This is a genomic window from Pseudomonas palleroniana (assembly GCF_003031675.1).
Lineage (GTDB): Bacteria > Pseudomonadota > Gammaproteobacteria > Pseudomonadales > Pseudomonadaceae > Aquipseudomonas > Aquipseudomonas palleroniana.
In genome coordinates this window covers 79,840-91,794 of the sequence record NZ_PYWX01000048.1, presented here as the reverse complement: position 1 = coordinate 91,794, position 11,955 = coordinate 79,840, and the positions used below count along the sequence as shown (strand labels likewise).

At 57.2% G+C, this 11,955-nt stretch carries 11 protein-coding genes; 2 read left to right on the top strand and 9 right to left on the bottom strand.

Translation table 11 applies throughout. The annotated features are described in order from the left end of the window. Positions 1-25: 25 nt before the first annotated feature. From C9383_RS15945 to C9383_RS15935, 3 genes are all read right to left on the bottom strand, one after another. The gene (locus tag C9383_RS15945) at positions 26-820 is read right to left on the bottom strand and encodes a carbon-nitrogen hydrolase family protein (RefSeq protein ID WP_090368413.1); all 795 of its coding nucleotides are present in this window, start codon (positions 818-820) and stop codon (positions 26-28) included. Positions 821-830: 10 nt separating this feature from the next. After that, a complete protein-coding gene (locus C9383_RS15940) occupies positions 831-2,537 on the bottom strand; it encodes a flavin monoamine oxidase family protein (protein ID WP_090368415.1) in 1,707 nt (568 codons plus the stop codon). Between the two features lie 146 nt (positions 2,538-2,683). After that, positions 2,684-3,130, bottom strand: coding sequence for an Lrp/AsnC family transcriptional regulator (locus tag C9383_RS15935; RefSeq protein ID WP_060757265.1), 447 nt, complete (start codon positions 3,128-3,130; stop codon positions 2,684-2,686). Positions 3,131-3,625: 495 nt separating this feature from the next. Here C9383_RS15935 and C9383_RS15930 point away from each other — a divergent pair, with 495 nt between their 5' ends. Together C9383_RS15930 and C9383_RS15925 are read left to right on the top strand one after the other, a co-directional pair. Beyond that, the gene (locus tag C9383_RS15930) at positions 3,626-4,735 is read left to right on the top strand and encodes a DUF262 domain-containing protein (RefSeq protein ID WP_090368417.1); all 1,110 of its coding nucleotides are present in this window, start codon (positions 3,626-3,628) and stop codon (positions 4,733-4,735) included. 18 nt (positions 4,736-4,753) lie between these two features. Next, complete coding sequence (locus tag C9383_RS15925; RefSeq protein ID WP_090368419.1) at positions 4,754-5,596, top strand: MAE_28990/MAE_18760 family HEPN-like nuclease; 843 nt, start codon at positions 4,754-4,756, stop codon at positions 5,594-5,596. A 22-nt stretch (positions 5,597-5,618) separates the two neighbouring features. Here the strand turns inward: C9383_RS15925 and C9383_RS15920 are convergent, their stop codons facing one another. Genes C9383_RS15920 through C9383_RS15895 form a run of 6 tightly spaced genes read right to left on the bottom strand, consistent with a single transcriptional unit; the run spans position 5,619 to position 11,948 of the window. Then, positions 5,619-6,590, bottom strand: a complete 972-nt coding sequence (locus C9383_RS15920) for a hypothetical protein (protein ID WP_090368421.1) — start codon at positions 6,588-6,590, stop codon at positions 5,619-5,621. Further along, positions 6,563-7,267 (bottom strand): hypothetical protein, encoded by a 705-nt coding sequence (locus C9383_RS15915; protein WP_090368424.1) that lies wholly within the window; start codon positions 7,265-7,267, stop codon positions 6,563-6,565. Before C9383_RS15915 ends, C9383_RS15920 begins: the two co-directional genes overlap by 28 nt. Continuing rightward, positions 7,264-7,806: a baseplate complex protein gene (locus C9383_RS15910; protein ID WP_090368426.1), complete on the bottom strand. Its 543-nt coding sequence runs from the start codon at positions 7,804-7,806 to the stop codon at positions 7,264-7,266. The genes C9383_RS15915 and C9383_RS15910 overlap by 4 nt, the downstream gene beginning before the upstream one ends. Beyond that, the gene (locus C9383_RS15905; RefSeq protein ID WP_090372299.1) at positions 7,803-8,726 is read right to left on the bottom strand and encodes a hypothetical protein; all 924 of its coding nucleotides are present in this window, start codon (positions 8,724-8,726) and stop codon (positions 7,803-7,805) included. The genes C9383_RS15910 and C9383_RS15905 overlap by 4 nt, the downstream gene beginning before the upstream one ends. Before the next feature lies 1 nt (position 8,727). Then, the gene (locus C9383_RS15900) at positions 8,728-9,366 is read right to left on the bottom strand and encodes a hypothetical protein (protein WP_090368428.1); all 639 of its coding nucleotides are present in this window, start codon (positions 9,364-9,366) and stop codon (positions 8,728-8,730) included. Between the two features lie 2 nt (positions 9,367-9,368). Further along, positions 9,369-11,948, bottom strand: a complete 2,580-nt coding sequence (locus C9383_RS15895; RefSeq protein ID WP_090368430.1) for a phage tail protein — start codon at positions 11,946-11,948, stop codon at positions 9,369-9,371. Positions 11,949-11,955: the final 7 nt, after the last annotated feature.

The window sequence follows — 11,955 nt, the reverse complement described above, 5'->3', positions numbered from 1 at the left end:
ACAAACCGCCGGCAAACCGGCTGGCTCAGGGTTTGTTCAGCACGCCGTAGAGCTCCGGGCGACGGTCTTGCAAGTAGTGATTGGCGGCGCGGGCCTCCAGGATTGAGCGGCGATCCAACTCGCCCACAATCAAGGCTTCATCCAGCCCGGCCTGGGCGATTCGCTGGCCGTTCGGCGCCGCAATGCTGCTTTGCCCGCAATATTGAATCTCGTCTTCATGCCCGCAATAGTTGGCGTAAGCCACATAGCATTGGTTTTCGAAGGCCCGCGCCCGCACGGTGACGTCGGCGACAAAGTCGAATGGCACCATATTGGCGGTGGGCACCAGGATCAACTCGGCGCCGGCCAGGGCCAGGCGCCGAGTGTTTTCCGGAAACTCCAGGTCGTAGCAGATCAGGAACCCCAGCTTCCAGCCATTCAACTCCACCACCGGGAAATTATCTTCCCCGGCACTGAACATCGAGTGGTCCAGATCACCGAACAGGTGAGTCTTGCGGTAGTTGCACAGGCGTTGGCCGTGGGCGTCGATCAACTGCACGGCATTGTAGATCTGCCCGTCATCGGCCCGTTCCGGGTAGCCATACAGAATCGCCAACCCGGCGCTTTTGGCCAGTGCGGCGATTGCCTGTGCCGACGCGCCGTCCTGGGCTTCAGCCAGTGCGCCAACGGCTTCGGCGCCGATGTTGTAGCCGCTGAGAAACATCTCCGGCAACACCAGCACATCGGCGCCCGAGGCCTCGTGCGCCACTTGATGCAGGCGTTTGAGATTGGCGGCCACATCCAGCGGTCGTGGTGGGCATTGGTACAGGGCGACACGCATGCTTGACTCCTTAATCCGCTAAAGCAATCGGCCCGATTTCATCGAACACATCACCCGGGCCTGGGTTTTCCGGATGAGTGCGGCCGCCGAAGTGAGTCATGATGCCCCACACCGCGTTCAGCGAGGTCTGAACCGCGCCTTCCACCCAGGCCGGGGTCCAGGATACATCGTCGCCGGCGATAAAAATCCCACGTTGTTCGGCGGGCATGTCCTTCTGCATGAAGTGCGCATACATGCGCTGGTTGTAGCGATAGTGGCCGGGCAACGCGCCTTTGAAGGCCCCGAGGAAATGCGGGTCGGCTTCCCAGGACACGGTAATCGGGTCGCCGATGATGCGCGCCTTGATGTCGACCTTCGGGTAAATCTTCTTCAGGGCGTCGAGGGCCAGTTTTACGCGCTTATCGATGGGCTGCGGGAGCATTTTCAGCGCGTCGCTCATCCAGGAGTACGACAGGCAGATAACCCCCGGTTTATCGTCGCCGTTATCGAACAGGTAAGTGCCCCGGGTCAGGCGGTCGGTCAGGGTCATGCTCATCAGGTCGCGGCCGGTTTCCGGGTCTTTGTCTTTCCAGAACGGGCGGTCGACCATGACGAAGGTTTTCGACGATTGCATGTAGCGGGTGCGGTCCAGGGCCATCCACATTTTTTGCGAGAACAGGCTTTCGTCGCACTCGATCTGGGTGGTCAACAGCCAGCTTTGGCAGGTGGTCAGCACCGCCGCGTATTCGCGGGTGTCGCCGTAGTTATCCGTGACGGCGAAACGGCCATCGGCGGCGTGGGCAATACGCTTCACCCCGGCCCGTGGCGCGCCCCGGTGCAGCGAGCTGAGGCTGGTACCCGCCGGCCAGTGGGCGCAGCGCCCCGGTACATGACGCCAGATACCCATGGGCACCTGCGCCACACCACCGACCACCAAGTGTTGGTGATCGTCGCAGTTGGTCATGACCACACGGAAGATTTCCAGCATGGAGTTGGGAAAGTCCGAGTCCCAGCCACCGGTGCCGAAGCCCACCTGGCCGAAGACTTCGCGATGCAGGAACGACAGCTTGGCGAAGGCCTTGGAGGTGGCGACGAAGTCGTAGAAAGTGCGGTCGTCCCACAGCGGCACCAGCTTATTCCACAGCTCCTTGAGACGCGGTACGTCGCGATCACGGATAGCTTGTTGGATATCACCGAACTGCGAGCCGGCTTCCAGGGCATCGGCCCAGGCGTCGGCAACTTCCTGGAACAGCACCGGCAGGTCGGAGAGTTTTTGCGCGTAGTGGGTCTGGCCTTCGAGGTCGATCACGGTGCTGCCGGAGGCCGGAGTCAGCGGGTTGGGGAAGGGTTTGGTTTCCAGGCCCAGTTTGTCCACATAGTGGTAGAACGCGGTGGAGGACACCGGGAAACGCATGCCGCCCAGTTCGGCGATGATGCCCTCGGCGCCTTCAAATGCTTGGGAGCGCAGGCGGCCGCCCATCTTCGAGGCTTCGTATACCACGGGTTTCAGGCCCAGCTTCATCAGCTCGTAAGCGGCCACCAGCCCGGCGATCCCGGCGCCGACAATGGCGACTTCAGCCCCATGCTGGGCGGCGGGAATACTGCCCAGCCCGGCGGGGTGTTCGATCCAGTCGTCAAAGGCAAACGGGAAGTCCGGGCCGAAGATGGTGATGGGCTTTTTGCCGTCTGCAGGGTGGCGATTGGGCTTTTGGAAAGTCTTTTGGTTGGCTTCGTTCATGGCACACCTGGCTGGCGACTCGGCGGGGCACGTCCCGTGGAGTATAGGAAAAGATGGCAGCCAGTTTAGGGAGCGCAGTGTTCGTTAATAAGACGCAAAGTGTCGTCGGATTGAATTGTTTTTAGTCAAGGTGACGAAGCAAGTGGTCAGATTGGCTGGCCGCGGTCCAATTTACTGCTGAGGATGATGGAGGTGGTGGTTTTCTCGACACCGTCGACGCTGCCGATCTGGTCCAGCAATTGATCCAGTTGTTCCGGCGAATCGGTGCGCAGCCACGCCACGTAATCGAACTCACCGCTGACCGCACACAACTGCTGGACCTGCGCCATGGCACTCAGCCTGCGCAACACATCCTTGCCCGAGCGCGCTTGCACGGTAATCCCCACATAAGCCTGCAAACCGCCGTCCACTACCCGCTGGCCCAGGCGCACGCCATAACCGGTAATCACTTGGGTCTTCTCCAGGCGTGCCAGGCGCGACGTCACCGTGGTGCGCGCGATACCCAGCTGCCGCGCAAGCATCGCCACGCTTTCACGAGCGTTGATCTGCAGGGCGGCGATCAGTTGACGGTCGATTTCATCGAGGACGGGCAAAGTGGGCACTCCAGTGCTGAGGGCAGTGGGCTACATGTTACAGACTTCCAGACACACAAAAGCCGCGCAATGCGCGGCTTTTGGAGTTGGTGGGCCCACACGGACTTGAACCGTGGACCAAAGGATTATGAGCCCCAAAAAAATGCCCATGCCGACTGGTAAAGTCTGCCATTGTGCTGATTTTATTGGATATTGGTAAGCATTGGGGAAGGATATCTGCTTTGAGTGTGGACACATTGTGGACACATTCGACTGTACCCGCTTGCATAGCGCTTCAAACCTTTGCACACCGTGCAATGCACTCTGATCCCCCGTGGCCCGCGCTGGGCCTACTGTGCCCAGGCATTGCACTGCCTCGGGCCTTTGCACTTTTTTCTGACGCAAAGCGCGTCGGCGGGAGGGGGATAAGTGTTTTTATCTATCATTTTTTTGTTTGGGTGATATTTTGATAGGCCTGTACGGATCGCAAACATGTACCTTTCAGGAAGCTATGAAATGAGTGAAGCCGAAGTAGACCATGAAACCCCCGCGGGCTTAGACGTAATTGACGACGAGCCTTACTCTGCTGTAAATGAGCGAAAAGTACTTATTCAACAGTATGATTACGCTGTTAGACAGTTGGTTGATATGGTAGTAGAAGGTGAGTTAACCCTTAATCCGGATTATCAAAGGCTTTATCGCTGGGAAGAAGACAAAGCTTCGCGTTTTGTTGAGTCTATTCTTATGAATATCCCCGTTCCCGTTGTATATTTTGCGGAAGAGGCGGACGGAACATTTAGCGTAATTGATGGTCAGCAACGACTAACTTCTTTGCTGAACTTCATTCGGCCAGAAGCTGGGCAAGAGCTAATGTTGAACGGATTAAAGTTGCGGCCAGATCTTAACGGAAAAAAATTTACGGAATTAAATAGAATTGATAGATCTGCTATAACTAAGCGCCCCATACGATGCATAGTCGTTCTGAATGAGTCCGATCAGGCGTTAAAGTTTGAAGTTTTTGAGCGGCTAAATACTGGCAGTTCATCCCTAACTGAACAGGAAGTTAGAAATTCTATTTTTCATGGGAATTTTAATGACCTAATTAAAGTTTTAGCTAGAAATGCTGACTTTCTTGAGATGGTTGCTTTGCCCGAGAACCATCAAAAAAACATGAAGGCCGAGGAGTTGATCCTGAGGTTTTTTGCCTACAGAGATCTTCATGAAGGAGCCGATTATCCAGGGAACTATACTGAGTATTTAAATAATTACATGGAGCAAAATAGATCGCTTACGGAAAGCCGCCGTCATCAATTGCAGGAGCTTTTCGAAACAACCATTGCACTTATCAAGGAGCATCTTGGGCCTGGTACAGCATTTCGGCGCCCTGTAGTAAGGGGGAAGGATGATCGCTTCGCTCATACGCTAATCAACGGTGCTATCTATGAGTCGCAAATGATTGGCGTTTCAAGGCTAGTTGAGGCTGGTGAAATAGGTCGTATGAATCGAGGTAAGGTTATGGACGCTTTTTCTGACGATAAGTACTGGAGTACGCTCTTCCAAGGTACAGCAAAAAAGGCAACAGCCATTCGCCGAACAGAAGAATTGTGCAAATATCTATTTGCTTGAGCACAAGGAACGAGACGGATGACATTCCATTGCTTAACGGAACTGAAACTAAAAATTGAAGAAACCGATCTGGTCGCGAAATTAGCAGAAGTGATGCTGCAAGGTGGCGAGATTGGTGCGGTCTTGGGTGAGCTAAATGATTCGTCGCCTAGAAGATCGGCAGCTAACACAATGACGAGAGCTGCACTAGTTCTTCTGACTGGTTACTTCGAGGGTTTTTTAAAAAAATTGATCGAGGAGTTTGTCGGTGAACTTAATGATCTCAAGCTTCCGCTTAATAGAGCAGGAGATGAACTTCTCCTTTCGGTTGTACAGCATAGCATTACAGAAAATAGAAACAAAGCACTTCCTAAAATTTTAAATCTCAAAGATTGTATAAGTCGCGATACGCACTTTCCTTTTTTGCAAGAGGCCATTGGGAAAACTAAAGGAAATCCCTCTGTAGATATAGTTGAAAGTCTGTTTCAAAATATAGGCATACCAGAAATAATAGATAAACTTAGTGCCAAAGATTTTCAGCTGGAAACCACCTACACAACAGTAAGTCAGAGTCAGCAGTTAAATAACCTTATAGGGTTGGCCGTCAACGGGGATTTAATTCTTCATCAAAAGATCATAGATATTATTGATGGAAAATGGATCCCCAAAAAACAAAGGCGTGATGTTGGTTATGTTGGGATAATCCAAGAACTGTTAAAAAAACGAAATAGGATAGCGCATGGTGAAAACTGGGAGGAGCAAGTAACTCCACGGGAAGTCATGGATTTCAACAGAGATGTACTACGCCTATGCACTGGAATAGCTGAGCACTTATCTCGAGAGCTAGAGTTTTATAAGAGGGCTCCTGAAGCAGTAGGCTAGCTAGCTTTATTATTTAATTATACTAAAGCACTATGCTCTTGAGCCTTGCTGCATGCCGGCTTGCTATATCCGCATTAAGTATAAAAGCAGCCGAGTTGCTGGGAGCAGGACTAGGGCCGTGCATATGCCCTGCAATTTGGCTATTCATTTGCTCAATAAGGTCAATAAGATCACATAGCACCCGCAATGCATTCACCTCTCCAGAACCTAACCAGGTATGGGGAGCCACTAAGCTCTGACTCACAGCCGCCACGCTCTTGCGTAGCCCTTGGATCCTTTCCTCCATATTGGCGCCTACCGTGGCGTTGTGCTTCTGTCCCACCACCAGGTTCAAGTCGCGCCCGGTCGCCTGGTGCAGATCATCCACAGCCGCCAGGCTCGCAGATCCGCCTGACAGCAGCTTCATTGCCCCCAGCGCCTCGATCTGCTTGATGCCCCCCACAGACTCGGTTGAGTGATCGTCTACCGTCCTGGTATGGCTTTGGAAGCGCTCGCTGTTGCCCATCGCCTCCACTTCCCGCTCGATCGCCTTGTCCTGGATCTTTCCATCCGTCTGGCGCAGCCAGTTGCCATCGGCATCGACACGCTGCTGACAAGCCTCGCTGTGCTGCCACACCTGATCGCCTTTCGGCACGCTGGGCATGCTCAGGCCGTGGGGCAGGATCGTCTGTATATACGGCTTGTGCGGTAGGCCGTAGGCAAAGCACACCACCACTTGGGTGCCTTCCTCGGGGAACGCATAGATGCCCATTTCCTCGCCGCCGGTGGGAAGCGGCAAAGGCACGCCGGTCAGAATCGGCAGTGCGGGATCTGGTTCACCATCCGGCCCCAGGACTTCGACGTCGACCGCATAACGTGGGCGGAAGTCGTCACAAATCCCGGCGCCGGCAGGGGCGTCTGCCACTCCGACAACCCGGGCAAAGCGTGGCAGGTGGTAACCGCCGGTGAGTTCAGGGAATTGCCGCTCTACGCTGCGGCGGATTGCGTCGTCCATCGGATGGCCATCTGGTTGTCGATGAGCGCCACACTGGTGATGCGCTCGCCGTGGTTGATCGTTGCACCTGGTCGCAACCCGGGAAGGGCCGCAATCATTGCGCTTTGGTTGCCCTGGTAATCTTCGAATAGCTCCACCGGCAGCTGCAGCGGCGAGCGAATTCCAAAAAAGCTGTCGGCCCAACTGCCCACAAACACCTCTCCGTCGCCCTGCTGTTGCCAGATAAAGTCGGGGATGTTGAATACCCGGGCCAGGCTGTCCATCGCTTGATAGCCGGCGGCCAGGCTGTAAAAAAATGGCGCCTTGACGCTGGCATATGGCTGTTCGGGCACGCGAAAGCGCAGGCCGGTGTGTTGGCTGACTTCGCCCAGGACAGCGCGCAGGTCGACGTGGCGCAGGTTCAACGGCATCGGGTTGGCCAGAATCGCGGCCAGTTCTCGGCAGAACAGCACCTGCTGGGTGCTGCTGGCCGTACTGGAGCGCTCGACGTAGCCAATGAAGTGCCGCTGCAGAGTGTTTTCGTTGTAGCCGATATCGAGCGTCACCAGCCCCTTTACCGGTGCCTTGGCCTGAATGGTGAACGTAGCCCGCCCGGGGCTCTTGGCGTCCAGCCGGACTTCGTTTTTGACCAGGACATGCGGCGTTCCGCCGACCGTCAGCACCTTGTGCAGCTTCATGTCGTGGGCCCGCCCAGCCAGGTGTCAATTTTCTGCAGGGTTTTTTCAAAACCGGTCAGTTCCGTGGCGGCGCCTTGACCTTCGCCGGCGGCGCCTCCAACCGCGCCACCTGGGCCAGATTGGGCCGTAACGGCGTTGCTTGATCGCCGTCCCTCTACTTTTTCCGGGTTCGACAGTTTCTCTGTCAGCGTGAACTGGATCAGCCATCCGCGCAGGTTATCGTCTTCGCGGGCGCTGACGCCCTCGGTGAAGGTGACCTGGCGCATGCCGAAGGCTGCGGCGGTGTCGTTGACGATACGGTAGGTTTTGAGCTGGCCACCGGCTTCGGTCGCTTCCACCAGGCGCATCAGTTCGCGCAACTGCACCTGGTCAACGAAAGGAATCATCAGGGTGACGGTCAGGGTTTTGGGCTTGAAACCCTTGTGGCCTTTGTCGGTGTTGCTGGTCTGCCCCGACAAATCGTCGCTCTCTATGCGCAAATTACCGGTGACTTTGAGGTTCTTGCCGCGAACCTCCTGCCCGTCCAGGAGTAAGGTCATAGGCCCACCAGCTCCTGGACAAAGCTCAGGCCCTTTTCAGATCCGACCAGCAAAGTGCCGGCACACAAAACCCATTCATGGCCCGGGGCGTCACCCGACAGCAGCGCCTTGCGAAGTTCGGCGGCGTTGCCGGGGCCGATGAGGCGTGCACGCATGCTGTTGTCGGGATGGCCGCCGGCCAGTTGTGCTTTGAGGTTGGCCAACTGCTGGTCGCGGCTCTTTTGCTGGGCCACCTTGCGTGTGGCCAGCGCTGCCAGATCCGCCATGGGCGAGCTGTCAGCAGCATAGCTTTCCAGAACGGCGATCTGGCCGGCCATGGACTGCTGCGCGGCTTTTACGACCGTGCAGCGTTCCAGGGGTAGCGCCTGCCAACGCGGCAATGTGCCGGCGGCGGGGATCTCCCACTTTTCCGTCTCCAGCTTGGACAGGTGGCGTGCACGGCGCTCGGCCCGCACCAGGTCGGGCATCGGTAGCAAGGCATTGAAGCGTGCCAGGCTGTCGGCCAGTTGATCGAGGCGGGTAGCCAGGAACATCACGCACAGCGCGTGTTGTGTCGTGTCCGGGCGCCCGCTGTCGCTGGCGTCGACCAGTTTGGCCGCCAGGTGCTGCAACAAGTTCGGCGCCGACAGAAAGCGCTGATATCCGCGCCCTTGGCCAATGCTACTTTGGAACGGCGTCACCACCAGGCACGCCGGCGCCTCGCCCATCTGTTCGTCGAGCGCTGAGCGACCTGCAGTGATCGCACCCTGGGCAGCGTTACCCACCGGGCCCGGATTGGTGCTGGTGATGTCCTTGAGGCCTGCCAGGCGCATGGCTGTGCTGGCCAGCTCACCGCCAGCCAGATTTTGTGCAGTGGACAGCTGCCCCATCCATTCGGTGGCTTGTACGGGCCAGCGCATCGCCACCGGTGACCAGCTCATGTCAGGCATTTGGCAACACCAGGGCGGGTAATTCGGCCACCAGCTCGGCGCTGGTCGGGGTCTTGCGCTTGCCTTGTTCGATCGCCGTCAACTGGTCGTAGAAGAATGCCCAGCACAGCGAGCGCCAAGCCCGAAACGCCACACCATCAGCCTGAAACTTCGGTACTGCAGGTTCATCCGCATAGGTGATCACGTCCTTGAGGTCGTTGTAGCCGGCATTTTTGGCGGTAGTGTCCAGATGCGCTTGCACGCTGGCCAGGTACTCGGCTTTACGCTGATCCCAAGTCAGCGGGGGCGGGTCGACCGCCACGGGCCGGCCCTTGACCGCGCTGATAACGTTGCCCATGGCCTGGGCCGCAAACAGTGCCTGGTATTCACTCAACGTAATTTCCAGTAGTTCGCTGGCAGGCGGGAGGTTGCACGTTGGGTTTGGAACTTCGACCAACGGAGGCGTGGCCTTGGGGTCTTGGATTTTGATTGTCGGCGCCTTCTGCGTAGAACCTTCGGGCGCCATCCAGTTTGGGTCAGGGATGCTGATCATTGGGCGCTTCCACTTTGGATCAGCCACCAGCACGGTGCGCTCGCCATGGGCGCGGGTGTCGTAAAAGCCGGCGGTAGGTGCATGAAAATAGAGAGTCATAATCAGTAACCAGTGGCCTCCCAATAAATTTCATCTGGCGAACTGAAAGGGCCAGAAATCACGGAAAATTGAGTGTTGCTGACGATCAAGGTGTTGGTGCCCGAGGCCACGTCGTCATAAAAAAGACTGGTCCGAGACGCGACGAGGGATACACACCGGTTCGGAAAGGCGATCGGAAAACTACGGTGTGTCACCTTGTCCGAAGCACCCAGCGTGATCCCCCACTGGCGGATCAGCCCGGTCTGCGCGCACTTCCACCAACCGGTCGGACTGAGGGACGCTGTGTTCTTGAAAACCGCCCCAGGTATGTCCGGGGTTGCTTGGGGCAGGTTGGTCAAGCCGCCGGCATTGCCGCTGTACATCCCCGCCACCGACAAGTTGCCGCCTTCGGTAAGCGTCATTGCATTGTTGGTGCCCCCCACATGGGTGACGACTTGCACCGGCGTATTGCTGCCGCCGCCTGAATAGACGTCTACAGATGCAAGGTGGCGTTCGTTCCAGTTGGTGGCTTTCAACATCAGGTATGCGTAGCCGTTTTCAGGGCAATCGACCTGTACAGCGGGGGATCGCGTACGCCAGTCGATAAACGCCCCCGCCATGGCGCGGAAGTCAAACCGCGTTGTTCCCGTCAGATATCCGCCGGTGAGAGGTAGTTTCGAGCCGTCCTCAATCGCGATGTTTGTCGTTCCATCGAACCTTACGCCATTGATCAGGGGCGGTTTTTCCAGCTTCGTCGCGGTGGTGGCATTGCCCGATACAGCTATTTCGTAGGTGCCGCTCAAACGGGCCTTGGGCAGCGTTCCAAGGGTCAGAGCGTTGGCATTCAAGTCGGTTAACTGCCCGCCATCACCATAGTAGGCGCCTCTGATGGTCAGGTTCCCGGCGCCGTCTAACGTTAAGGCGTTGGCAGTGGCTCCGACATGAATCACGACAGACGCCCTTGAACTGGACGTGCCGCCCGAATGGACATCCATTGCCGCCAGGTGGCGCTCAGCCCAATTGGTTGCTTTCCAAACGGAGTACGCCGCAACGTTTTGGGGGCAGTCAACCTGAATAGCGGTTTGCCGTTCTTGCCAGCTGGCAAATGCGCCGCCAATCAAGGGTGTGTTGAACCGCAAACCACCGGTGAGTTGACCACCGGTAAGCGGTAGCTTTGAGTCATCAACGATCGCGATGTTCTTTGATCCGTCGAAGGCCACGCCATTGATCTGACGCGCCGTTTCCAGGCGGGTAGCGGTACCGGCATTGCCCGTGATCTTGATGTCATAGGAGCCGGACAGGTTTACCCGGGGCACCGTGCCGGCAGTGAGCGCGCCGGCGTTAAGGTTCACCAGTCCGCCACCGTCGCCGGATATCTGTCCCGTAATCGCCACTCCAGCGTCCGAAACGCGCACGCCGTTGCCAGTCAGGTATCCATCAGTGCCCAAGCCCATGAACAGGGATTTGAAACCGGTGGACGAGCCGTAGCCGCCAATGCTGCCGACAATTTTCCCGCCGGACGTAAACGTCATCCCGCGTGCCCAGGCACTGCCAAAATAATTGCCAGCCGCATAGACCACATCACCGATCATCGTCCCACCACTCAGCGGCAGCTTGGTGGCGTCCTGCACCGCAATGTCCTGCGTACCGTCAAAAGCCACTCCATTGATTGCGCGGGGGGTGGCCAACCGAGTGGCAGAGCCTGATCGTAAATCTGGGTAATGGCCAACCTTGGCGGCGAAGTGGTCCACCAGTGGGCCGTCGATCGGGGCGACCACACGCAGATCGTTGACCTGGTTGGCGTTCACCAGGTGTGCCAAGGGGATGCAGTAATGCCAGGCACCATCGGTGTCCAGGTAGTCGACCTGGTTGGGGGCAAACACCACTTTCCAGCTGGCCAGCACGTCGTTCAGCTCGCGGCGCAGGCATACGTCCAACCATACCGGCGAAGGTAACGCCGGCGGCAGGATCGGCAAGGCGCTGGCCAACTCGACGCGAATACCCTCGATGTACGCCAGGCCTGGTTTGAGCTGATATCCAGCCGCGACCTTCTCTACCTGCAGGCCGTCGCGGTAGAAGCACGCTCGACCAAACACGTCGCGGTTGCTCTGGCGCTCGCGCTCGTCGATTCCTTTCAAGCGCACGGTAAAGTCGTGCTGCCAGGTCTTGGCATCAATGGTGATGCCGGTCAGCGCCTGGGCGCCGTCGAACACCACCAGCATGTTGCGGGTGACGTTGTTGCCAATCTGCAGCGGCGGAATGTTCTTGCGCTTCTGCTGCAGCGGCACGTAAGCCACGGCCAGCAACACGTTCTCGGCGGTTTCCAAGCCGATCCAGTTCCAGTCAAAGTCCCCCACGTCGCTTCCCAGCATCGAGCTGTAAACCACCTGGTTCGGGTTCACAAAGCCGATGTTTTGCGGCGGGATGGTGTAGGTATGGACGATTTGCGCCGCCGATGGCTTGCCGGCAGCCCGATCGACCGGTGCTGCAGGATTGAGCCCGGGCACGTTGGCAAAGATGAAACGCGCAACATCGAGACGCTGTTGCGATCCCAGTTTTTGGGCGATCAGGCTTTCACCTGCAAGGGTAATGCTGGCTCCCATGGGGGCT

Coding starts and splice junctions, on each gene's coding strand:
- C9383_RS15945 (WP_090368413.1), bottom strand. CDS start 820: ATGCGTGTCGCCCTGTACCAATGCCCACCACGACCGCTGGATGTGGCC.
- C9383_RS15940 (WP_090368415.1), bottom strand. CDS start 2,537: ATGAACGAAGCCAACCAAAAGACTTTCCAAAAGCCCAATCGCCACCCT.
- C9383_RS15930 (WP_090368417.1), top strand. CDS start 3,626: ATGAGTGAAGCCGAAGTAGACCATGAAACCCCCGCGGGCTTAGACGTA.
- C9383_RS15925 (WP_090368419.1), top strand. CDS start 4,754: ATGACATTCCATTGCTTAACGGAACTGAAACTAAAAATTGAAGAAACC.
- C9383_RS15920 (WP_090368421.1), bottom strand. CDS start 6,590: ATGGACGACGCAATCCGCCGCAGCGTAGAGCGGCAATTCCCTGAACTC.
- C9383_RS15915 (WP_090368424.1), bottom strand. CDS start 7,267: ATGAAGCTGCACAAGGTGCTGACGGTCGGCGGAACGCCGCATGTCCTG.
- C9383_RS15910 (WP_090368426.1), bottom strand. CDS start 7,806: ATGACCTTACTCCTGGACGGGCAGGAGGTTCGCGGCAAGAACCTCAAA.
- C9383_RS15905 (WP_090372299.1), bottom strand. CDS start 8,726: ATGAGCTGGTCACCGGTGGCGATGCGCTGGCCCGTACAAGCCACCGAA.
- C9383_RS15900 (WP_090368428.1), bottom strand. CDS start 9,366: ATGACTCTCTATTTTCATGCACCTACCGCCGGCTTTTACGACACCCGC.
- C9383_RS15895 (WP_090368430.1), bottom strand. CDS start 11,948: ATGGGAGCCAGCATTACCCTTGCAGGTGAAAGCCTGATCGCCCAAAAA.